Consider the following 23,787-nt stretch of genomic DNA (forward strand, 5'->3'; position numbering starts at 1 on the left):
ATCTTACAAAACACCCCAAAGGAGGAGGTTCCAATGATTAGTAAGGATGAAATTGCACAGCAGAACCAAGACAAGATAGTAATTTACACAAGAAATACATCGTGGACCCAACCTGAGGGGTACAGAATTCATCGAGACGTCCAGGTCTTAAAAGACAAGTGTGAGCGGGTTGGATATCTAGTCAGTAGAGTCTACCGGGAACCAAGCTCGGAATCTCATGAGGAAAGAAGAAAAGAATTGAAGCAAATGTTGAAGGATGCTGCTGAAGGCTTGTTTGGAGTAGTCGTTGTTTGGGATGTATTTACGCTTTCTCCTGATGGGGAGGAGCTTCTACGAATAGAAAGAGAGCTTGCAAGATATGGTGTGGAAATTTGCTCAATAATGGAACCTTTCGACACTTCTGTAGAAGAAGGATTGATAGTGTTTGAATCCATGTGCAAATTACTCAATACGAGACATTTAAGGCTAGCAGCCATGCAAGGGATTCCGATATCACTGGTAGCACGTTGGTTAATTGAAGATGAAAACAAGAAAGGGGGTGAACTTGATGCCGAACTATGCGAGACAGCTGGACGACCAGCTTGACCAATTCAGCCGAACTGGAACACAGAAAAGAGCAGCTATCTATGCTCGAGTCTCCACATTGGAACAGGCAGAAGAAGGCTACAGTATTGATGAACAGGTCCGAGTACTAAGGGAAATGTGCGAGCGAGAAGGTTACGTTGTCCATAAGGAATACGTGGACAGAGGTAAAAGCGGAAAAAATATTAAAGGTAGACCTGCTTTACAACAACTACTGCATAATGCAAAAAGTAAAGACTTTGAATTAGTGCTTGTTTGGAAGGTGAATCGCTTTTCTCGAAAGACGAAAGATTTGCTTAATATTGTTGAAGAACTTGAAGGGAAAAATATTGTTTTTCGCTCATATACTGAAAACTATGAAACAGCAACTCCTGCTGGAAAAATGCAGTTTCGTATGTTAGCAGTCATTGCTGAATTTGAACGAGATAATATCGCTCAAAACGTAAAAATGGGGATGTTGGCACGAGCAAAAGAAGGTTCCTGGAATGGTGGTCAGGTGCTTGGTTATGATGTCGTAAGCGTTCCAGGAGAGAATCGTAAAAGAAAGCTATCTACCCTTGTGATTAATCCAACAGAAGCTCAAACGGTTCGAAAGGTATTTGACCTTTATGTTGAGGGGAATGGCTACAAATCCATCGCAAACAAACTCAACAATGAAGGACACCGGACAAAAAAGAACAAAGACTTCTCCATCAATGGGGTAAAAACGATTCTAAGCAATCCCCTTTATGCAGGATTTATTCGCTACAATGTCCGGAGAGATTGGAACGAGAAGAGAAGAAACAATATTAATCCTCACCCTGTAATTGAAAAGGGGCAGCACGAAGCTATCATTTCAGAAGAAACATGGGAAAAAGCAAAAAATATCATGGCGAGTAGAAGCGGCAAGCCTAATCGAATACATGACGGCGAGTTCCCTCTCACTGGTATCATGAAGTGTCCTGCATGTGGGGCAGGAATGGTGATTGGAAGGACAACGAATACACTCAAAGACGGAACAAAAAAGGTTCTGGAGTATTATGTATGTGGAGCTTGGAAGAATAAAGGTTCAGCAGTTTGTCGGTCGAATGGAGTAAGGACGGATTATGCAGACCCTCATGTACTTGAAAAGCTATCAAACATAGCCACCAGTGATGTGCTTATAGAGCAAATTGTTGAACGTATTAATAACAAGAAAGAACGAGATTCATCTCCGCTTCAACACGAATATGAGACCTTGAAAAAGGCACTAGAATCCAATCAACAAAAGAAAGAGAAAGTCCTTGGTTTGTACGAAGATGATTTGATTCAAAAAGCAGACCTTGTGCAGCGGCTATCCACTTTGAATGAAGAAAAGGAAAGACTTGAAGAAAGACTATCTCCAATTGAATTGCAAATGGGGGAAGGTGGTACACAACTCATAAACTTTTCAATGGTCAAACAGGTCATGCAGAACTTCAAAAGTGCCTATCAAGAGTCATTGACCAGAGAGCAGAGGAAAAGGCTAATGCACCTTCTCATCCGTCAAATCACCATCAATGAGAACCGAAAGATTGATACGATACAAATACAACTCAATAAAGAAGTTGCAAAACACTTCACCTTTAAAGGGGGAGAGGATTCATCTATTACGGATGAGTTCTCTCCCCCTTTTTCTATTTTAATCAACCTATGAAAAGGAGCAAATTACTTATGAGCATTATTAATGTATTCAGGAATTACATGGAGGAGCATCACCCACATTTAGCTTGGAAGGACTGGAAAGCGGATGTTAGAACTCTTTCAGTAGATGACATAAAAAACGAAAAGGTTAAGGCTACTATTCCAGATGAAAACAAACCAGAACTAACATGCTGGGTATTCTTCTACGATGGTGGTACATCGAACGTTGTGTACTTATTACAGGATAAGCATGGTTTGAAGGATATCGGAATTGGTTTGCTGAGAGATGGTAAACTTGTTAAGCCTATAAGCTTCGTATGAAGAACTGGCAGTCGGAAAGGTAGAACAATCAATACGCTTACAAGTCAGAGAGGTTTGCTCTATAAGAGTTTTCGTCTCTTTTTTCGTGTTTGATTTTCCGGTAAAGGAGGTGAGTTCATGCCACCAATTGACCTATTCAAAGCAGGCGTGGCGTTTGGCGTATCTATTTACGTATATGTGAAGAAGAACACTAATCTGAAAAAATAAAGGGGGAATAATAATGCAATATTTTTTAATGGGAGCAGTCGTTGGAATCGTAGCTTGTTTAGTATCAGAGATTACACAGAGTCCTTCAAGGAGTTATCTGTAATGAAAATGATTTATTGCTTAAAGGACCTTAATAACCTTGCAGGAGATTTACCAAATGAAATGGTAAACTACTTACGCAGTGAGTTTTCCAGTCTATTCGAGTATCTAAGTAATGGAGAAGAGATTCAAGAATTTAAGTTACCATCGTATCAAGCCATGGTGGTTATTGAAAATGAAAAGGAGCTCGATATGTTATTTAAAAAAACATCAGAAATAGAGTTGGAGTTTATTGATAGAATACATTTAGAAAACATCTATATTAAGAGAATTGGAATACAGATTTTTCATGAAATCCAACTCCATTATGCATTGAATTTGTAAATTCAAGAGCCTTAGTTTAAAGAAGATTGTGATAAAATAGTAAATATGAATCACTAAACTACTTTGAACGAGGTTATTGTATGGAAACTAACTTTAAGGTTTTACAAGATATTTTCGTTAATTGTACTGGAAACTATTCAATTAATGGTTTGTCAGCATTTCTACTTTCAGATGAAGAGGAACCTTTTAAATTATATAAGCTGAATATGTCCACCCATGAAGATTTAAGAACAATAATTTGTAGGAATCTAGAAAATGCTATTGATGCTCAATTGTTCGAATATCACAATAATACATCACCAGATGGTAATGAAAGTGTCTCATGTTTGAAGAAAGTTGAAGTACCGAACTTTCTAGATATTGAGCAACTCATCATAGAGGATAACTCCACTGGACTTACTAAGAAGATTTTCGAAGAGTCTTCAAGCTCTATGAAGGGATACGTTATTGATGTGATTGTAACAAATAATAACACAGCAAAAGAATTCCATGTTCAAATATTCTCGACACTTTCAAAATCTAACTTCTATAAGCCGAAAAAAAGCTTATATAGTTTTGGCAATGAAGATGGTGACCTGCTTCAAAAAGTAGAAGTATCACACCTAGAGTTAAATGAAAAATGTTGTGCATTTAGTATTGATGATGAGATTTTTGTAACGCATGGCTTTTTCTTTGAACGCTTATTTAAGTACGAAGAACATATAAACATGCACTCCGAGGCTATCTTAGGAAGTATTAATGGGAGCGGCTTAATAGATAACTTTCTTGTTTTAGAGTCTCATTGTAACAGGAATAAGAACTTTAAGAAGAAGCTCTTTACGATAAGTTCTGCGAGTAAGTTTGAGAATGTTACTTTTGAGACTTTTAAGAAGGTCAAGGAAGCAATACATGAAGGTCTATTTTTTAGTTTGGATTCAGAAAAGGAAACAATTAGCATCGATGAAGAAAATAGTTATAAGTCAGTAGACCAAATAATAAGGATTATTAATGATGAGGCAGCAGAAACATTAGTAAGTGAGACAAGGATATTTGCTAACCAAAGAATAAACATAGGCTAACTTATGGGGAGAGAGGATAATATCATGGGGGATAAAGTAGAATTTATGATTAATAGAGTATTTAGGTATATGCTTTTCTTAAGTTCTTACTTGCCTCTATTTATTATCTTGTTCCTAATGAACATAAATAACCTTGTATTGTGTCTTTTTATTTGGTTGACTATGTCAATCACTCTTTTAACTTTAAAATTATATTTAGAGAAACCAATAAAGGCAAGTCCTAATTTTCCAATTAAATTAGTCATGATAAATAGTAAGGGCAGTGAAGCTTTAAATTATATAGTAACTTATATAATTCCTTTTATTTCATTTAACTCAAATATTACTAACAGCGACGGAGACTTTAATATCCCAACGATATTTGCATTTTTAGTGCTTTTTCTAGTAATAGGATATCTTTATATGCATAATAACCTTTACCATATCAATCCGATATTAAGTTTATTCTATGATATTAATATTGCAAAAGGTGAAAATGGTGAAAGTCTAATTGTAGTATCAGAAAAAGGAAAAGATGTCCCACTAAATTCCACCATATATACGAGAAATCTATCTCCTGGTGCTGTAATGTTTGTGGATGATTACAAAAGCCGGCTTTCATATAAAAAGGTTGTAATTTTTCTAGGAAGTTTCTTGGTATTCTTAGCTCTATGGAATGAGCAAATGAATGATTACTTATTTAAGGTTATAGAATTTATTAATACAAAGATAAAAAACCTCATATAGATACATCACGGAGAACCGTATCATAAGTAGGACGAAACATTGTTGTGGAATTTTGCTTAAGTAGGATCCAATCTTCTATAGTATGCTTTAAAATGTATTGAAAAAATTTAGAAAAATACATAAACTTATTATATAAGAAAAAAGTGGAATATACTATAACGCTTATTTTTTATAAAAAAATGTAAAGGGGGGTGAAAAATGCGTAAGTTTATATTTTTAATAGCTATAATATGTATTATCTTTTTCCTATCACCAGCAATTGAGAATAAGATTTTTGCAAATAGTATTGAAGATGATTTTATATATGTGGACATCAACCAAACGTTATACCGTATTATCCAGGTGGAGTAACTCTTATTGGGGATTCAAATCCTGTCCGGAAAGATTTGGTTATTCCGGATGTACTAGGTGGAAAGCCTGTCACTACAATAGGGGTAAACTCATTTATAAATAAACAACTGACCAGTATAGTAATGTCGAATAATATAAAAGTCGTGGGTTACGGGGCATTTCAGAATAATCCACATTTGTCATCTGTAATTCTTTCGAATCAGTTAGAATGGATCGGAAATTCTGCTTTCATTAATAATAATCTATCAAGCATAACGATACCAAGTAGTGTAAAGGTAATAGGAGAAAACGCTTTTAATGGTAATGATTTGAAAACAATAACGATTGTTGGTTCGGATACAGAACTAATGGAAAATTCTATCCCCAATAACACAAAGATATTAGGTGCTAACCCATCAAAGGCAAAAGAATACGCTGAAGCAAATGGGATTGTATTTGAAGAAACAGCATATAAAATCACATATGATGGGAATGGACAAACGAGTGGAGAAGTTTCAGAGGATTACACAGGAAAGGATTCTCATACATTTATTGTAAAAGACCAAGGATCATTAAAGAAAATAGGTTTTACATTTATGGGATGGAATACTGAGCAGGACGGTAGCGGTACGGAATATAGTGTAGATGAAGTAAAAACAATCTCTGGGGATTTAATTCTCTATGCCAACTGGAAAATAGAGCAGTATGAATTGGTGTATAACACTAATGGAGGAAGTACAATTCCATCTCAGACGGTAGACTACAATACAAAGGTAACAGAACCACCTGCTTCAATCAAACTGGGTTATACTTTTGAAGGCTGGTATAAAGAGGATACGCTGACGAACCAGTGGGATTTCACGAATGATGTAGTAAGTCAGCCAACAACATTGTATGCCAATTGGAAAATAGAGCAGTATGAACTGACGTATAGCACTAATGGAGGAAGTGCAATTCCATCACAGATGGTAGACTACAATACAAAGGCAACAGAACCACCTGTTCCAACCAAGCTGGGTTATACATTTCAAGGCTGGTATAAAGAAGATACGCTGACGAACCTGTGGGATTTTACATTCGAGGTAGTAAATGAGAATAAGACACTATACGCGAAGTGGGTTGTAAACAGTAGTGGTGGAGGCTCATTACCGCAAAATGTAATGGTGTATTTTGAAACGAATGGTGGGGTCTTTATTGAGAATCTACCGGTAGCATATAATACAAAGCTATCAGATTTGGAAATCCCTATAAAGAGTGGTTATGCTTTTGACGGGTGGTATAAAGAGGCGGAATTGATCAATGTGTGGGATATAGCAACAGACCGTGTGACAAAAGATACGATACTGTATGCGAAGTGGATTGAAGAACTGGAAACTGAACAGTCCTTTAATGACATTCTCAATCATTGGGCAAGAGAAATGATAGAGGAACTAACTAGCAAAGGCATTATAAAAGGGTATTCAGATGGTTCATTCCGTCCAAATGAATATATACAACGTCAGCATATGGCACTTTTATTCTATCGTGTTTTTGATTTCAAGCCTAAACGAAATGCAACTGATTTTTTAGATGTAGATCCCAACCATCAGTACTTTGAAGTCATTAAGACATTACAACAAGCAGGGATTGTCGATGGTTCAAATGGAAAGTTTAATCCAAATGCTTTTTTAACTCGTGCACAGATGGCTAAAATCGTGGCATTAACTCTTGAGTTAGAACCAGTTGAGACAAGTACTTTTCAAGATGTGCCTATAACACATTGGGGTTATCCTTACATTGCTGCATTATCACAAATCGGGGTTGTGATTGGGTACAACGACAAATTTAGACCGAATGAACCAGTGACAAGAGCAGAGTTTGTGACAATATTGTACAGAGTGTTGAATCTGATATAGGGGAACTGTTTCTCCTAAAAATATGAATACTCATCCGTGTAAAAAATTACTAATTATTCATAATGTTAATAAATGAATTACAGGAAGATTCGAACGATATTCTCAAAAAATCTGAGACGTAATGATCTCATATTTTTTGCTTTGTGAACCGTATCCTAAGTGAAGAAGGTGTATTTATAATAAATCTAAAATTGCCGTTATATTCGGGCGTTTGATTACTCCGAACAATAAAGTGATTTTAATAATGATATCAGGCAGAACTTCATATAAAAAAGGCAGAAATCCCATTTGATTTCTGCCTTTTACTATTTTTATAGAAATTTGAAAAGAAGACATGCCTCTATCTACATCTTACCAAAAACTGAATTATAAGTCTATTTTTAATTATGTAAAGATGAAATAATTAATTTGCGCACATACTTCATAACGTTATGGGAAATGAGGAAAAAATGAAACAAAATATATATGATAACAATACGTTTTTTGAAAAATATCAAGAAATAAGAGCACGAGAAAATAATTATAACAACTTGTTAGAACAGCCGAATTTTCTCACTCTAATTCCAAGCCTTAAAAAAAAAAGTAGTATTAGATATTGGCTGTGGGATGGGCGATTTTGCAGCGTACTGTATTAGCCAAGGGGCAAAACATGTAACTGGAATTGATATTTCTTCAAACATGATAGCGAATGCAAAAAAACGTCATATTCATGAGGGTCTAACTTTTGAACAGATTGCATTTGAAGATATGACATTGCCAAATGCATCAATTGACTTTGTTAGTAGTTCATTAGCTTTTCATTATATTGCAGATTTTCAAGTGCTTATAAAGAAGATCAGTACTGGATTATGTGAAGGAGGGACTTTACTCTTTTCCGTTGAGCACCCTATTGTCACTGCAAATAAGGGAAAGGAAAGTTGGATGACAAATCAAGAAGGTAACTTAATTCATTTTGCAGTAGATCATTATCAAGATGAAGGACTGCGTACCCAAAACTGGCTCGTTAACAATGTGGTGATGTATCACCGTACGATGTCTACCATTTTAAATACGCTTATTGAAAGTGGGTTACAAATTGAAAAGGTGATTGAGCCAATACCTACTGAAGAAGCAGTATGTAATTTACCTAGTCTTAATAGGGAATTTCGCCGACCTTCGTTTTTAATTGTTAGAGCAAAAAAACGATCATTTTAAACGACAAAGAAATGAAGTTCAAATCCACACTTACAGATCCGATCAATGGGTTCTGTTCCAAATTATAACTATAGAAAGTAGCTATCAAATTGTACATGAATTTGATAGCTATTTTATTTATGAAAGCTACCAGCACCATGTTTAACATATTACGTTGTTTTGTAAAGGCCTCAATGATAGGGGTTTGATTCTGCTTTTCTCGTGATAAAAATTTTACTTCTTCTTCAACAGGAGTCCTGAATGGCATGAGCAACTTTTTCTAAAACGTTTTTTGGAGCTTGAAATGTGCAATTTATAATTTCGATACTAAGATCTATCATCTTTAATAAGTGACACGTGTCATATGTATTAATTGACGCCTGTGAATGTTTTTCCAAATGCCTCCAATGTATGATAAATATACGGAAGTGGAGGGTCATCAATATGAAACGTATTGCTTTTATCGATATTTTAAGAGGAATAGCCATTTTGGGAACACTGGGAACAAATATATGGATTTTTGCCTATTTAGGTGATCTTAAGTACATAACAACAATGGATTTTACCAGTTGGTCGAGTATGGATGATCTGATTCGCATCTTTGTCTTGTTTATGGTGAACGGTAAGTTATTGGGCTTGTTAACCATCATGTTTGGAGTAGGCATGGAGATTAAATACCAGCAGTCTATTCGGAACAATAAACCTTGGGTCGGGATGTATAAATGGGTGATCGTATTTCTAATGGTGGAAGGTCTTCTACACTATGTACTTGTAATGGAATATGATGTGCTCATGAGCTATGCAATCACTGCTGGAATAATCGCTGTCATTCTTAAGCGCGGGGAACGGGCAATGACACGATCGTTATGGATTGCAGGGGCTATACATTTAGGAATGGTTGCCTTGATTTTTACTTCGATGCTGTTAGGACCATCGTTTTCATTATCGAGTTCTCCACAATTAATTGCGATTTATGCAGAGGGATCATGGTTGGAGCAGGTCCAGAATCGTCTCACGAATTTTCTCTTCTTTAGAACCGAGGCAATCTTTATTATCCCTTTCAATATATGCTTATTCATTATTGGGATAAAGCTTATGCGCAACGGTGCTTTTTCCTTTTCGGAACAAGGTGTTGCCATTCAACGGAAACTGCTGTTTTGGGGGTTAGGTCTAGGATTGCCTTTGAATGCCTTGATTTTTGTACCAGGAGGTCTATTTGATTTACCTGTCCGTTATATGTTCGCCCCAATCCTGTCTTTAGGTTATTTAGGTCTGATTGCTTATATTGTTCGAACATACAACACATGGCGTATATGGAAATGGCTTGAGAAAACAGGTCGTATGTCTTTAAGTTGTTATATGCTGCAAAACATAACCTCTACAGCTATTTTTTACGGGTGGGGTTTAGGACTCGGTGGCAAATTGAATAGTGTGGAAATTATAGGTGTTTTTTGCATGATCGTAATAGGGCAAATTTTTCTGGCAAATGTGTGGTTAGCTAAATTTCCGTATGGGCCGGTTGAATGGTTTCGCAAAGCAATGCTGCAGAGGTTGGAAAGAACATGATATGAAAAAGTTATACCTCAAAAGTAGCTTTTTCACTTGATTAAGCAATATTGAAAATAATGATTTACAGCTACCACTATATATAATACAATGAAAAATAGTAAAATACCTGAGTTGTTCAGGAGAGGTTCATAGCTGATACCCTCTATAAAAAACTATGGATACATGTAAATGATGCCATGTCCATATCGGATGTGGCTTTTTTTATGCCTCTATTAGTTTATTTATAGTCGTTATGTCTGCCCTCCTTGGAATACTACGGTATTAGTTTAAGGAGGTTTTTTTATGTCTGGCCGTCATAAAACAGAAGGATTAGAGGATTTAACATTATTAGGGAATAAAAATGTGCGTTATTCATTTGAGTATGCACCAGAAGTGTTAGAGTCTGTTGACAATTTACATGTAGGTAATGATTATTTTGTGAAATTTAATTGTCCGGAGTTTACAAGTCTTTGTCCGATTACGCAGCAGCCGGATTTTGCAACGATGTATATTTCTTATATTCCTGATAAAAAAATTGTGGAAAGTAAGTCGTTAAAATTGTATTTATTTAGTTTCCGCAACCACGGAGATTTCCACGAAGATTGTGTAAATATCATTATGAATGATTTAATTAAACTTTTAGATCCTCGCTATATTGAAGTATGGGGGAAGTTTACGCCACGTGGAGGGATTTCAATCGATCCATGGTGTAACTATGGTCGTCCAGGTACGAAATATGAGGAAATAGCAAACTATCGTTTAATGAATCATGATTTATATCCAGAAAAAATTGATAATCGCTAAATGATAAATTTAATAAACTTTGCACGCAAAGAGAGGTTATTAGCGACCCTCTATAAAAAACTAAGATCAAACAGCACGGTATCTTAGTGCTGTTTTTGTTTTTTAAAGGAGTGGAGAAAAAAATAATGAAAAACGATAAAGCCGTTGTTGTATTTAGTGGCGGGCAAGATAGTACAACATGTTTGTTTTGGGCTTTAAAAAACTTTAAAGAGGTAGAGGTCGTAACGTTTGATTATGGGCAACGGCATGCACTTGAAATTGAGTGCGCTAAACATATTGCACAGGAGTTGAACGTACGACATCATCTTTTAAATATGTCTCTCTTGAATCAATTAGCCCCAAATGCCTTAACACGTGATGATATCGAAATAAAAGAAGGAGAGGAAGGGGAGCTCCCATCTACGTTTGTGCCAGGTCGTAATTTAGTTTTTTTATCATTCGCAGGGATTTTAGCAAGCCAAATTGGCGCGAAGCATATTGTGACAGGCGTATGTGAAACCGATTTTAGTGGCTATCCAGATTGTCGCGATGTCTTTGTAAAATCATTAAATGTCACATTAAATTTATCGATGGATACACCATTTGTTATCCATACGCCACTCATGTGGATGAATAAAGCAGAGGCATGGGCATTAGCGGATCAACTAGGTGCTTTTGAATTTGTACGTCAAAAAACATTGACATGTTATAACGGAATCATTGCGGATGGATGCGGGGAGTGCCCAGCATGTAAGCTTCGTCTGCAAGGAATGAAAGCTTATATACAATCGTTAAAATAGGAGGATTTTATGATTAGAGTTTTGCTTTATTTAGCATCAATTGTTACGGCAAATGTCGTAACAGCGAGATTTATGCCACTTGAATTTGGGATGTTTATCGTACCGATGGGCTCATTCCTTATTGGTGCGACCTTTATTTTCCGCGACTTAGTTCAAAATAAATATGGTCGCAAAAAGACATATGCCTTTATTTTTGTAGCGTTAGTCTTATCAGCAGTGGTGTCCTTTTTATTAGGAGATACATTAGTCATCGTTGCAGCTTCCGCCTTGGCATTTATAGTAGCAGAAACGACAGATACAGAGATCTATACACGATTAAAGCTACCGATGGCGTGGCGCGTGTTTTATAGTGGCATTGTCGGTGGCTTGTTAGATTCGGTTATTTTTGTAATTGTAGGTTTAAGTCCAATTGGTGCAGGCTATGTCCCATGGGCAGCCGTCCCTGCAGCTATAATTGGTCAAGTGATTGTAAAAACAGTCATGCAAATGATTGGTGCGATGCTTTTAGCTCAAGGCTTAGCGCATAGGGAAAAACGTCTGACTAAAATGTCTGTCTAATCAATGTAATCTGCATTTAAAATAGCTGCTTTTTCATAAGTACACAAGGTTTATTAAAAAAAATAACAGCACTTTCTAATCGGATGAAGGTGCTGTTATATTATTTCAATGACGTATATATACTGGAGCCAGAATCTCAATCTTTGAGGTAACAGGATGTATCTCAATATCCAGTCTTCAACTATAGATCCAGAGAATTCGAATATAGTTCTTTCAAATAATCTTTATCCCTCTAGTTTTAATTTCACAGCCTTGTTCAATTTTCTTGCTAAATCATTGGATGCATTATTCATATATTGGGATACAAGGTTATACACATCTGATGAAATGGTTGTTAATCCTTGTGCCATATTTTCGATTAAATCATTTTGTTGCTCCTCGGAAAGAGACTCATAAAAAAGTCCAGCCTGTGTAAAATCATCCTGTTTTTCAAGGTCAGATCGTTGAAGTATGCCTTCAACATAACGACCATTACCGCTAGTAACTAAATCACCTGGCCACCAATCTGCCTGGTTGTTTACAGGTACGTTTCGAAAATCAGTTCCAATCCGATTACGTTGAGAATCCCAGTAAACATTGGCACGGCCTTGTAACATTTTATCATCCGATAATTCAGCACCATTCAGTAAATTCGATGGTGAAAAGGCTGCTTTTTCAACTTGTTCCATGTAGTTATCTGGATTTTTGTTTAACACCATGCGTCCGACAGGATGAAATGGAAATTGTTGCTGATCCCAAATCTTCGTATCATCTAATGGATCGTATGGTAGTTCCATTGCTTTATCTGGGTCTATCACTTGGATAAACAACCCATATTCCACGTGTTCTCCTTTTTCAATCGCATTATATAAATCCTGCCCAGCAATATCAGGATTTTCTGCTGCTAATTTCACTGCTTCATCATTCCGAATGTACTGCTGACCTGCCAGGGGTGACCAAGTATACTTAACATAATGTCGCTTTCCGTCAGCATTTTTCCAAACATACGTATTGACACTATAACCAGGTAAATGACGTAGACTCTTAACCGTACCAAAATTAGAGTAAACAAGAAGTGTAAATAATAACGATTCAGGTGCTCTTGCAACAAAATTCCAGTAACGGCTTGGATCTATTAAATTGTTTTTTGGTGAGGGAAGAAATGCCTTAATGGCTTCAGGGAAACGAATGGGATCACGTATAGAAAATACTGGAATGTGGTTGCAAATAAGATCAAAAATACCTTCTTCTGTATAAAATTTTGTGGAAAAACCCCGTACATTTCTTGATGTATCAGGTGTTCCTTTAGTACTGACGGCAAGTGAGAATCGTACAAATACTGGTACTTTTGTTCCTGGTTGTTGTAAAAATGATAGGGAAGTATAATTTGACATCGAATATAATGTTTCAAAGTAACCAAAAGCACCCCATCCCTTAACGTGTACAGGTCTTTCTTTAATTTTTTCGTGAATAAATGTTTGCATTGTTTCATGTTCAATATTATCTTGTTTTAAAATTGGGCCTCGTTTACCTACAGTTTGAGAGTGGAGCTTAGCTGGAAGGTCTATGTTCCATTTATAAGTGCTTCCTGGCGCTTTTTCGTGCAGAGGTTGACTCCGCGGATTTGTTTTACGATGATGCATAAATTCTCCTCCTATCATTTTAGTCTAATTTCAATGAATTATATGGGGAAATTTCGGTGCTTAGACCAATGAACATTAAGGGGCGCGGTCGCTCAATTTGTGCTTCACCTGGCTTTATTTTGGATATCTACCAGTCACTTTTAAAACTTAATCATGTATATCGGAATAAAATAAACGCTATTATTTTGATAGGGCATACGAGAAATAGTAATACAACGTTATCAAAGGTCGTAAAACGCGTGTTTTCGGTTTGTTATTATAGTAGAATTATTATTGAAAATTAATTAATAATTCAAATTTTAATTGACATTTTGTTTGATACACCAATATGATTAGTTTATTCCATAGGACAATTTTCTCTAAATTATTTATTTTGTTTTAAAAAACTGCGGAATCCCTGACAAATGGAGATGCGATTTTATTTACTTCTTTGTGAAATTAGTTCAGTCACTTTAATAATAATTTGGAATATCGGCTGAAATAGTTTTGACTTCCTTTTGATTTTACTCATTTGCAGGTAGATGGATATTATTAGAGAATAGGTTATCAGGCTGCTTCGATTTATATAATTACTAAATTGGGAGGAGATGTTTGAAATGATAGAAAGATTTAATGTTGACAAATTGGATGGTGCTTACCGATCTCAGATAGTAGCGACGGATGAGTTGATTTTCTTCTCAGGTATCCAACCTGACTCTAGAGACGGAGATATTAAAGAGCAAGTTCGATCAGCATTAGCTCGTCTCAACACGCTGTTGGAGGAGGTTGGAGAAGATCAATCCTCCATATTAATGGTTCATGTATGGATAAAAGATACACGTTATTTTGGGGCTATGAATGCTGTATGGAATGAGTGGGCTGATCCAAACAATCCTCCAGCACGTACTTGTGTTTCAGGAGAACTCTCTCGTCCTGATTTATTGGTAGAATTTGTAGTTACTGCTTGTCGTACTAGAAAGGAGCCTGTATGAACATAACCAAAATTGGCCGAGTTATTGGACCACCATCACCTAATATATTTCTAGGATCGGCATGTCTGTCTATGACCTCGGTATGTTTGACGGCCCCTGATAAATCAGGTAACACAGAACAGCAAACAAAGCAGATATTAGATATTATAGAAGAGCATTTGATAAGTTTAGGTTCTGCAAAAACACAAATATTGATGGCACAAGTTTGGTTAGCTCATATTGAGGAATTTTCAGAATTTAAAAATGCCTGGAACGATTGGATAAATATGCAGCATATCCCCGCTCTTTCTGTCGTTCAAGCCGCTGCAAGTACCCGTGATTCTCTTGTGGAAATTAGGGTTTATGCAGCAGGAATAAAAGTTCCTAATTTGTAAATGAATTAAGGTATTTAATTTCTTTCTAAAAGAAGGGTATATATAGTTATTACTTTATTAAGATGGCTTGGATGATGCTTATATAATACAATGAAAAATAGTAAAATACCTGAGTTGTTCAGGAGAGGTTCATAGCTGATACCCTCTATAAAAAACTATGGATACATGTAGATCACGCCATGTCCATATCGGATATGGCTTTTTTTATGCCTGGTCGTCACAAAACAGAAGGATTAGAGGATTTAACTTTATTAGGGAATAAAAATGTGAGTTATTCATTTGAGTATGCACCAGAAGTGTTAGAGTCTGTTGACAACTTACATGTAGACAATGATTATTTTGTGAAATTTAATTGTCCCGAGTTTACAAGTCTTTGTTCGATTACGCAGAAGCGGGATTTTTCAACGATGTATATTTCTTATATTCCGGATAAAAAAATTGTGGAAAGTAAGTCGTTAAAATGATATTTATTTAGTTTCCGCAACCACGCTGATTTCCACGAAGACTGTGTAAATATTATATAGAATGAATTGTCATTCATTCTATATAATCCTATTCTTAAACATAAAGCTGTGGTATCAGTATAACTGGTGTTACAGCTTTTTTGAAAGTTAAACCAGTTGTTAAGATTAATAGTAAATTTAAGAGATGAATTATTTATACATTTTAGTAATAAAATAATTTCAATCCTTATCTGATTAGTGACTATTTAATACCTCACAGGCTTATATACTTCATATCATTAGAGAAAAGCAGTACAATAATGATTGAAGTATAGATAGGATCTTACATAAGGAAATGAGGGACAGATTATGGGACAAATAATTAAAGGAAAAACAGCCTTAATTACTGGTAGTGGTAAAGGAATTGGAAAGGCTACTGCAATCGCTCTTGCTAAGGAAGGCGTAAATATCGGACTACTTGCTCGAACAGAAGCTGACTTACAGAGTGTTCTGGCAGAAATTGAACAGACTGGAGTGAAAGTAGCTTATGCTACAGCTGATGTCTCTTCACTAGAGCAAGTGGAAAAGGCTGTCGAATCACTTACGAAGGAATTAGGTTCATTCGATATCCTTATTAACAATGCGGGCATTGGGAAATTCGGTGGTTTCCTTGATCTTTCTCCAGAAGAGTGGAAAGCGATCATTGATGTGAATCTAATGGGGACATACTATGTTACAAGAGCCGTTCTTCCTCAGCTTATTGAAAAAAGTGGTGGAGACATTATCAACATCTCTTCAACTGCTGGACAAAAGGGTGCACCTCTTACAAGTGCCTATAGCTCCTCTAAATTTGGAGTACTTGGCTTAACGGAATCACTTGCACTAGAGGTGCGCAAGCATAACATCCGTGTAACAGCGCTAACACCAAGTACTGTCGCTACCGAACTTGCTATTGAAGCAAAGCTAACAGATGGCAACCCAGAAAAGGTTATGCAGCCGGAAGACTTAGCTGAATTTATCGTTTCTCAGCTAAAACTTCATCCACGTATTTTTCTAAAATCAGCTGGATTATGGTCTACGAATCCTTAAAAAATTCAAGAGCTAGAAACACTTACCGTATAAGTAATTGTTTCTAGCTCTTCTCGTTTAATTAAGTGTATATTCTAATAGAAATTTTGAAAATTATTCCATTTAAATTGAATAAAGAACTGATAAAAATTAAACTAAATCATCCATAATATGCGTACGGGAAACGTTAAGGGTAGCCCCCGCAAGCTGTAAAATATTCGCTTAAAAAAGTAGAAAATACTTAAATAAACAAAGACAGAACTCCATTTTTATTTATTCTTCAACAGAGGGCGGTCCTGTAAGTACAGTGGTAAATCTGGACTTTCTCCCTCCACAATTTCTTGTACGATCATCTTCGACAATAATTGGCTATAAACGGTGCCGTTATCACCAAAGGCAAATAAAAAATAGCTATTTGGATAGTCATCGTATTTCCCTACCATCGGAATTCCGTCTGATATGCCTCCATAAAAGGCTGCAACATAGTATTCTGGCTTTACTTTTATCGAAGGAAACAGAAGATTAAATTCCTCTATCAACTTATCTTTTTTGCTAATGAGCTTACTATCGCGGTCTTCTGGATAGGTTGCATTATCATCAAGCCCCCCAATGATAATGCGATTATCTTTCGTAGTGCGCATAAATAAATAGGGGCGAGCAGTTTCCCATAGAAGAGTCCTGTTATACCAAGCAGAAAGATCTTCGACACGGTTTGTAGTCACTGTATAGGTACTAACATAGCTTGCTTTTTTATCTTTTTTGATTTCCATCCCATCATACCCAGCAGCAAAAATCACATGGCGAGCTTTAATCGTATGTTTCGTTCTAGTGGAAACGATCATCTTTTCATGTTCTTTATCGTAATGATGGCCATTCATTTCTGTGTTCTCATATACACGGACTTCTTTTTTTGCCGCGTACTCCAATAACGCATGCGTATAACGAAATGGATTGATTTCTGCATCATTAATAGAATAGATAGCGGCATCCCTGCTAAAAGGATATTTTGCTTCTATTTGTTTCTTTGATAAAAAACTGAGATCGCAGTTCTGCTGCTTTAAAAATTCATATTCCTTTTTTAGGTGTTCAACGTCCTCAGGACAGCTAGCGGAATAAAGTGTATCTCTTCTTTCGAATTCAACATCAGTTGTGAAGGTTTTGGAGGCTAATTCTATCTCGTCTATTGCGCCTTTTAATAGCTGTAGGTGTCTACTTATGTAATCTGCTCCAAAGGTATTGATCAAGTCTGTAAACATTTTTTCACCAGAATATTGAAGGAGGGCAGTATTCGTACAGGTACTCCCGCTACCTATTGTTTCTTTTTCTATTACAACAACATCTAAATCAGCTTCAGCTAGATAATAGGCACACTGTGCTCCTGAGCTTCCGCCCCCAATGATTAACACATCACAAGAAATATCCTCTTCCAATGCAGGGTAAGATGGAGCGTCAGGATAGGTAATGGGCCAATAATAGGTTCCAGCATGTAATTTCATATACATCCTCCTATGTTATAAAAGATAATCTTACTATCTCCAAACTTGTATTCGTGTATGTGATTACTACGTAGAAAACAAAAGACCCCTTCACTACCTTTTCTGTAGTGAGGGGTTTTTCGGGAGGCTGTCTATTTAGTTAAGAGCCATTTGATTGATTCTGTACATGGACTTTTCTTTATACATTTCCTTGTCCGCCCGCTCAAGAATTTCTTCTGGACTTAAGTCAATTCCGGGTTTACATTGATACAAACCATGGCTCGCTGAGATTGGATAAAGCTTATGACCTGCCTTAGCCATTTCCTGAAACTCACTTTGAATGTTAGTCCAGATCGTTTGTGCGATCTCCAGTTGTTGATCGAAGATGAGAATAATAAATTCATCACCGCCAAGACGGAAGAGAACGTCCTTTTCTCTAATATGACGTTTGATTGTTTCACAGCAAGAAAGGATCAGGTCATCACCTGCAGAATGCCCGTACTTGTCATTAACCATTTTTAAATTGTTTATATCAATATAGCAGACGATAAAATCTGATGCAGATTCTCTGAGGTGTTGAGAAAGTATTTCCATTCCGCGCCTTCTGTTGAGAATCCCTGTAAGCGGGTCAAGCGATGCATGATGATAAAGGACTTTTTCTGTTTCCTTTAAATCAGTAATATCTGTGCTTCCAATGAGGACACAGCTCTCTCCCAAGTAATTGACTCGTTCAAAATTAAGGATTAACCATTTGTGATTATGTTTAACCATAAAGTTTTTTAGACTCTGATGTTCCTCGAGTTCTTTTACGATTCGATGTTTTTCCTCAGGAGTATTCAGCATGAACCATCCATCAAGATTTGTTTTATCATTTTTTAAATGGAAGTATTCGATAGCCTGCTGATTCATGAGCAAAATGTTGCCGGTTTTAAGGTTGAAAAGAATCAATGGATTAGGGTTCATGTGAAATAATCTGCGAAAGCTTTCTTCATTCTTCTTTAGTTTCCATTCGTTTGTAAAATTATTTTTGCGAAATGAATAGAAGGTATACGCGATCGTAAATGAAATGACAGCTGCACCTGTTGAATTCACAAGCTTGAATAGGAATGAAAAGTGATCTTTTTCGAGCAGGAACAACCCTGATACGAAAAAAAGATGAATTCCTGCGATAAGAAAAGCCTGCTGTCTTGGTCGAACAGGAAAGATAACAGCAGCGGCTAAGAGAATAATAATATATGCATAGATGTTTCCGTTATTAAGCTGGCTGTTGATTGAAGAGACGGCACCTATAAACAAATAAAGAAATAAATAGGTGAGAATAATGGCCCCTTTGGCGTTGTCCTTGCTACGGCGGTAAAGGATCAAAAAGACTAGGGAGATTATCAGGACGATTATGTGAAAGGTAGAAAGGATTAATTTATAGATCGGGTTGTTCAATTCATCCAATAGGATAAAGTCAACAATGTAAAACAAAGGATATGTGAAGATGAGCATATAGGAAACGTACTTAATTCGCTCGAATAATAGATTATTATTACTTTCGATGAATTGTTGCTCTATATCATTGCCACTCGTTTCGTTTCTTGCTAATAGCTCCATCAGAACAACCATCCTTTGTAATAAATTCACATTTGTATTTTATCATTGAAAACGGTGACCTGCCACTGAAACTTGGAAAGGTTCTTTTGTCTCGTTCTTGAAGTTGAATTACAATGAAATAGTAAATTATAACCACTTTACAACATGGTTCTTTTTGCCGATATAAACACGATACTTAAGTTAAGGAGATTGTTTTTATGAATTCTACAATTCAGGCAGTAGTTAATATTGCCCCGATAATAAAAGATACACTAGGACCGACAGCCGCAATGGCTGTGTTGGATACGGAGAAAGTTGTCTATTTCGCTCCATCAACACTCTTGAATTTACACCTTGAAGTAGGAAAAGCAAGACTGGATGAACATGATGTTTATTTGCGTGCACTTGAAGGAGAACAATTTGTTTTTAAAACAGAAGATCCTACCTTGTTCGGTGCACCTGTTGTAACATCGGTAACACCAATTCGAGATATAGAAACAAAAGAAATTGTTGGCATATTGTCTTTGTCTAGAACATTGGAGCATCAAGAGAAGTTAGATAAAGAGCTTACAAAATTAAATGAGATTATCGATGCATTACAAGGTAAGGTACAGCATGTAGCAGCACAAGCAGAAGAACTTTCCGCTACGAGCAGTGACATTAATGAACAAGCTAAAAGTGCAAACCAAAACTCACGTCAAATAGGCGAAGTGGTTCAATTAATTGAAAAAATTTCTACACAGACAAACCTTCTTGGGTTAAATGCAGCAATTGAAGCAGCACGTTCTGGAGAGGCAGGAAGAGGATTTGGGGTAGTGGCAGATGAAATTAGAAAACTATCTAATAATACTCAGGAAGCTGTAAAAACAATCGATAAATCCTTAGCCGAAATCAGATCTAGTATTGAAAATGTGACACTAAGCATTAATGAAGTTTCAACTTCAGCGGATGAGCAGTCTATCACAATGGCTCAATTCATGGAGGATATTCAGGATTTGGATGAAAAAAGCAAACAAATCTTCGAAAAAATGAAGAAAGTAACGAACCAGGAATAGGAGATTATATGATGCATCTAACACTACAAGCAGTTGTCAACTTAGCTCCTGAAATCAAAAAAAATTCCGGTGAAAACTGTGCTGTTATTGTTACCGACACTGAGAATTTTATCTTTTTTTCCCCGTCAAAAGATTTCAATTATAAAGTAAAAGTTGGCGACTTTGCATTTTCTGAAGAAAATGATATTCTTCGTCAAGCAATTAAAGGGAAAAAAGTACAAGAGCATATTCCGAAAGAGAGGTATGGTGTTGGTATGCACAACACTGCCAATCCTATTCGTGATGAAAAAGGTGAGGTTATCGGTGTATTCCAAATCACCAAAACATTGAAAGATGAAGAACTATTAGATGCTGATCTAGATGAATTACGCTCAATTGTCAGTAGTCTGCAAGAGAAGGTCGAGCAAGTTGCAGCTCAAGCTGAGGAACTTTCCGCTACGAGCACGGATATAAATGGTCAAGCAGCCTATGCATATGAGAGTTCTCAGGATATTAGTAAGGTAGTAAAGTTAATTGAAGATATTTCTGCACAGACGAATTTATTAGGCCTGAATGCCGCAATTGAAGCTGCTCGCTCTGGTGAAGCAGGAAGAGGTTTTGGTGTTGTCGCAGATGAAATACGCAAGCTTTCCATCGGCACGAAGGAGGCTGTAGGCACAATCTCTCAATCACTTCAAGAAATACGAACAAATATGGAGAGCTTGAAAGTGAGTATTGATGAAGTATCTACTGCTTCAGAAGAGCAATCCCGTGTAATGGTTGAGTTTATGAAGGATATACAAGATCTTAACGAACAAAGCAATGATATCGGACAATACATTAAAGATATTACTACTTAAAAAAGAGTCTTAGATATTAAGAGTTCAGACTGCTGACGAACGCTCGCATACGTCGTTGTTTGGCATCAAAGTCCCCTCATGAACCGTGTGTTCTATTCGGGTCTTCATTCGACCGCATGCCTAGTCTGACAAGCGTTTTCAAGACATTCTGAGGGTTTCTCTTATTATCAAAAGTACTACGAAAAAAATGTAGACAAAGTCGGAAATCGACTTTGTCTACAATCTCGAGTCCTAGATACTAAGAGTTGATTGATGTACTGTAAGGTAATAAGAAGGATGACAACTATATAGCTACTACACTAGAAAAGAAGTGCCTATGTCAAACTCTATCTTTGATTTGAATAGGCGCCCTTTTTAGTAAGTTTGTTTTTAAGTGTCAAAAATCAACAATTAAGATATATTTAGGTCTAAATATTTTAAAACCATGAATAATTAAGAGTAAGCAAACTCGTTCTCAGGTTTACTTATATCATAACGTCTTTTAAAGCTCTTCTCGGACTAGGATGAACATTGGAGAGAGGATATCCGATGCGAAACAAGAAAATAGCTTCCTCTGAGTTCGTAGGTACTAAATTCCGAAGCAATTCAGAAAATGGAGCAGGCTTACGTTTCAGCTGATATTCACGGTCCCGCATTTCCATAGGCTGGTTCAATGGATGCATTGCTAGCCCTTCCATAGTTCCTTTCAGATGGATTCTCTGCCATATTCGCCCCGCCTTTACTCGGTCAGTCAAGTTATGTAGATCACGAATCGTAATCAAACCATATGCCGCTGCTGTTTGGGTGTGGGTCTGCCTGGTTGATTTTAGCCAAAACTGGTTAGCGCTTTCATGTGATACATTTGGAAGTATTTTTCCTGCTGCGCGAAGCCATGCGGCCCCGCCTTGAGCATCCAATGTGAGTCCATCGCGATGCTTTTGAAGATCGTCCCAATCCCCGCGGTACCAGTGATTACTATCATCACTCATCTCGTCATCGCTAATAATGGCTTCTGTTGAGGAGTTCACCAATTCCATTGCACGTTGAGTATCTTCTTCCGAATCCAACCAAAGCAAGTCCAATGAGTCCCCATTTTCAAGGCTGAAGTCTTTAATTTTCATCAGTAACTCGGAAGGAATGCTTTGTTCGGTGTCATAAGGCCCACGATGGGTACGCCGCTTAGAGATATACGGATACAGAGAAGAGTCATTGTCTTTATCAGTTTGCGGAAGCAACTGTACTCTTGCGATATAGGTTGTATCTGATGCTTCAGGGAAATAGTGAATGTTCGTCTTGTATCCTTTGGCGGAAGCAGCAACGACCATATTTTCTATCGCACAACCAAGTCCCATATGCATTTCTCTAAAGAGGGGATCCATAGTTCCAAGATGTCTTGAGTGATCGGCATATAGATCGATAGATTCTTCTGTTACGCTAAACAACCACGGTTGACTATTATGGGGATTAGAGGCAAGTGTCGCTGCTTGCACGATCGCCATGGGGTCGGTTAAAATCGTATCCTCTTCCATTAACCACGGCTCGTATGCGGGACCTTTCCCTGTACTAAATACACCTTGGTCTGCTGCTCTCCATAATAACCCTCCAAACGACACTGCAAGTATCGAAGCACTGGATTTTTTAAGAAAATCTCTTCTACTTGTTTTCTTCTCCACGACCGCTCTCTCCTTTCAATATGAATTATGAAGTTTTAAGATATGGCTGAAGAACCGACATGATCAGCTCAATTCCTTGTTCAATTTGATCTTCATCCTTGGATATGCCGCTACTTTCCAAAAAGGAGAGCCAATAATTGCTAATGATCCAACATGTCGTTACTAAATTCTGCATTTCTTGCCGAGACATGTGCCTAAGGATCCCCTCATCTACGAATCTCTGAATAAACATACGCTGTTGTAGCATTCGTTCTTGTTGAATGCGTTGATGTCTTTGTTGTAGCTCTAGATCTGTCCGAATTAGAATGCTGAGTTCCCTGTAGAAGAAACTGTATTTTCTCTGCAATTGAAGGTTGGCACGGATAATGGCTTTTACGTCCTCAAAGCCGGGTTGCCAATCCTCTTTTGGAGGAAGCCATATGGAACCCCAATCTTGAACCATGACATCAAAAATAGATCGAATAATATCTTCCTTGTTCTGAAAATGATAATAAAGGTTGCCGGGGCTGATTTTTGCCTCGCTGGCAATTTTATTTGTGGAAACGGCTCCTGTTCCAAACTCATTAAAGAGAAGAATCGCTGTTTGAATAATCTGATCTCTCTTTTCGCTAGTTCCCATTTCTTAAGTCACCTCACATTAGAGTTTTTACTCTAAAAATAATAAT

At 36.8% G+C, this 23,787-nt stretch carries 21 protein-coding genes, 2 pseudogenes and 2 riboswitches; of the genes and pseudogenes, 18 read left to right on the plus strand and 5 right to left on the minus strand.

The window, feature by feature from the left end:
* The first annotated feature begins 33 nt into the window (after window positions 1-33).
* From AC6F34_RS06765 to AC6F34_RS06820, 12 genes are all read left to right on the plus strand, one after another.
* Window positions 34-585: a recombinase family protein gene (locus tag AC6F34_RS06765; RefSeq protein WP_500770346.1), complete on the plus strand. Its 552-nt coding sequence runs from the start codon at window positions 34-36 to the stop codon at window positions 583-585.
* Window positions 548-2,236, plus strand: a complete 1,689-nt coding sequence (locus AC6F34_RS06770; protein WP_500770348.1) for a recombinase family protein — start codon at window positions 548-550, stop codon at window positions 2,234-2,236. Before AC6F34_RS06765 ends, AC6F34_RS06770 begins: the two co-directional genes overlap by 38 nt.
* Before the next feature lie 17 nt (window positions 2,237-2,253).
* Window positions 2,254-2,544, plus strand: a complete 291-nt coding sequence (locus AC6F34_RS06775; RefSeq protein ID WP_500770350.1) for a hypothetical protein — start codon at window positions 2,254-2,256, stop codon at window positions 2,542-2,544.
* Window positions 2,545-2,853: 309 nt separating this feature from the next.
* A complete protein-coding gene (locus AC6F34_RS06780) occupies window positions 2,854-3,174 on the plus strand; it encodes a hypothetical protein (protein ID WP_500770351.1) in 321 nt (106 codons plus the stop codon).
* Window positions 3,175-3,254: 80 nt separating this feature from the next.
* On the plus strand, window positions 3,255-4,232 hold the full coding sequence (locus AC6F34_RS06785) for a Kiwa anti-phage protein KwaB-like domain-containing protein (protein WP_500770353.1): 978 nt from the start codon (window positions 3,255-3,257) through the stop codon (window positions 4,230-4,232).
* A gap of 24 nt (window positions 4,233-4,256) precedes the next feature.
* Window positions 4,257-4,958 carry a KwaA family protein gene (locus AC6F34_RS06790; protein ID WP_500770355.1) on the plus strand — a complete coding sequence of 234 codons (702 nt, stop codon included), beginning with the start codon at window positions 4,257-4,259 and terminating at the stop codon, window positions 4,956-4,958.
* A gap of 386 nt (window positions 4,959-5,344) precedes the next feature.
* Complete coding sequence (locus tag AC6F34_RS06795; protein ID WP_500770357.1) at window positions 5,345-7,183, plus strand: InlB B-repeat-containing protein; 1,839 nt, start codon at window positions 5,345-5,347, stop codon at window positions 7,181-7,183.
* A gap of 606 nt (window positions 7,184-7,789) precedes the next feature.
* Window positions 7,790-8,377 carry a class I SAM-dependent methyltransferase gene (locus AC6F34_RS06800; RefSeq protein WP_500770359.1) on the plus strand — a complete coding sequence of 196 codons (588 nt, stop codon included), beginning with the start codon at window positions 7,790-7,792 and terminating at the stop codon, window positions 8,375-8,377.
* Window positions 8,378-8,800: 423 nt separating this feature from the next.
* Window positions 8,801-9,922, plus strand: a complete 1,122-nt coding sequence (locus AC6F34_RS06805) for a DUF418 domain-containing protein (RefSeq protein WP_500770361.1) — start codon at window positions 8,801-8,803, stop codon at window positions 9,920-9,922.
* A gap of 118 nt (window positions 9,923-10,040) precedes the next feature.
* A riboswitch (PreQ1 riboswitch) is annotated at window positions 10,041-10,087 on the plus strand.
* A 120-nt stretch (window positions 10,088-10,207) separates the two neighbouring features.
* A complete protein-coding gene (gene queF, locus AC6F34_RS06810) occupies window positions 10,208-10,708 on the plus strand; it encodes a preQ(1) synthase (protein WP_500770363.1) in 501 nt (166 codons plus the stop codon).
* Between the two features lie 122 nt (window positions 10,709-10,830).
* Window positions 10,831-11,487, plus strand: a complete 657-nt coding sequence (gene queC / locus AC6F34_RS06815) for a 7-cyano-7-deazaguanine synthase QueC (RefSeq protein ID WP_500770955.1) — start codon at window positions 10,831-10,833, stop codon at window positions 11,485-11,487.
* A 12-nt stretch (window positions 11,488-11,499) separates the two neighbouring features.
* On the plus strand, window positions 11,500-12,045 hold the full coding sequence (locus tag AC6F34_RS06820; protein ID WP_500770957.1) for a VUT family protein: 546 nt from the start codon (window positions 11,500-11,502) through the stop codon (window positions 12,043-12,045).
* A gap of 224 nt (window positions 12,046-12,269) precedes the next feature.
* On the opposite strand, the gene AC6F34_RS06825 is transcribed toward AC6F34_RS06820, so the two are convergent.
* Window positions 12,270-13,667 carry a catalase gene (locus AC6F34_RS06825; RefSeq protein WP_500770365.1) on the minus strand — a complete coding sequence of 466 codons (1,398 nt, stop codon included), beginning with the start codon at window positions 13,665-13,667 and terminating at the stop codon, window positions 12,270-12,272.
* A 596-nt stretch (window positions 13,668-14,263) separates the two neighbouring features.
* On the opposite strand from AC6F34_RS06825, the gene AC6F34_RS06830 reads away from it, so the two are divergent.
* The 4 genes and pseudogenes from AC6F34_RS06830 to AC6F34_RS06845 all read left to right on the plus strand — a co-directional run bounded on the left by AC6F34_RS06830 (window position 14,264) and on the right by AC6F34_RS06845 (window position 16,544).
* Window positions 14,264-14,638: a RidA family protein gene (locus AC6F34_RS06830; RefSeq protein WP_500770367.1), complete on the plus strand. Its 375-nt coding sequence runs from the start codon at window positions 14,264-14,266 to the stop codon at window positions 14,636-14,638.
* On the plus strand, window positions 14,635-15,012 hold the full coding sequence (locus tag AC6F34_RS06835; RefSeq protein ID WP_500770369.1) for a Rid family hydrolase: 378 nt from the start codon (window positions 14,635-14,637) through the stop codon (window positions 15,010-15,012). The genes AC6F34_RS06830 and AC6F34_RS06835 overlap by 4 nt, the downstream gene beginning before the upstream one ends.
* A gap of 118 nt (window positions 15,013-15,130) precedes the next feature.
* Window positions 15,131-15,177, plus strand: a riboswitch (PreQ1 riboswitch).
* Between the two features lie 41 nt (window positions 15,178-15,218).
* Window positions 15,219-15,473, plus strand: a pseudogene (locus AC6F34_RS06840) (preQ(1) synthase); the annotation flags it as partial.
* Between the two features lie 351 nt (window positions 15,474-15,824).
* Entirely contained in the window at window positions 15,825-16,544 is a 720-nt protein-coding gene (locus tag AC6F34_RS06845) for a 3-ketoacyl-ACP reductase (RefSeq protein WP_500770371.1), read from the plus strand.
* A 248-nt stretch (window positions 16,545-16,792) separates the two neighbouring features.
* Here the strand turns inward: AC6F34_RS06845 and AC6F34_RS06850 are convergent, their stop codons facing one another.
* Complete coding sequence (locus tag AC6F34_RS06850; RefSeq protein ID WP_500770373.1) at window positions 16,793-18,019, minus strand: NAD(P)/FAD-dependent oxidoreductase; 1,227 nt, start codon at window positions 18,017-18,019, stop codon at window positions 16,793-16,795.
* A 135-nt stretch (window positions 18,020-18,154) separates the two neighbouring features.
* The gene (locus AC6F34_RS06855; protein ID WP_500770375.1) at window positions 18,155-19,597 is read right to left on the minus strand and encodes a GGDEF domain-containing protein; all 1,443 of its coding nucleotides are present in this window, start codon (window positions 19,595-19,597) and stop codon (window positions 18,155-18,157) included.
* 710 nt (window positions 19,598-20,307) lie between these two features.
* On the opposite strand from AC6F34_RS06855, the pseudogene AC6F34_RS06860 reads away from it, so the two are divergent.
* Both AC6F34_RS06860 and AC6F34_RS06865 read left to right on the plus strand, forming a co-directional pair.
* Window positions 20,308-20,631: pseudogene (locus AC6F34_RS06860) on the plus strand (methyl-accepting chemotaxis protein); the annotation flags it as partial.
* A gap of 11 nt (window positions 20,632-20,642) precedes the next feature.
* Window positions 20,643-21,470, plus strand: a complete 828-nt coding sequence (locus AC6F34_RS06865) for a methyl-accepting chemotaxis protein (RefSeq protein ID WP_500770377.1) — start codon at window positions 20,643-20,645, stop codon at window positions 21,468-21,470.
* A gap of 464 nt (window positions 21,471-21,934) precedes the next feature.
* Here AC6F34_RS06865 and AC6F34_RS06870 read toward each other — a convergent pair whose 3' ends face one another.
* Together AC6F34_RS06870 and AC6F34_RS06875 are read right to left on the minus strand one after the other, a co-directional pair.
* Window positions 21,935-23,122 (minus strand): Acg family FMN-binding oxidoreductase, encoded by a 1,188-nt coding sequence (locus tag AC6F34_RS06870; RefSeq protein ID WP_500770379.1) that lies wholly within the window; start codon window positions 23,120-23,122, stop codon window positions 21,935-21,937.
* Between the two features lie 25 nt (window positions 23,123-23,147).
* Window positions 23,148-23,741 (minus strand): TetR/AcrR family transcriptional regulator, encoded by a 594-nt coding sequence (locus tag AC6F34_RS06875; protein WP_500770381.1) that lies wholly within the window; start codon window positions 23,739-23,741, stop codon window positions 23,148-23,150.
* Between the last annotated feature and the right edge of the window lie 46 nt (window positions 23,742-23,787).

The sequence above is a fragment of the Niallia sp. CD-39 genome, assembly GCF_059874745.1.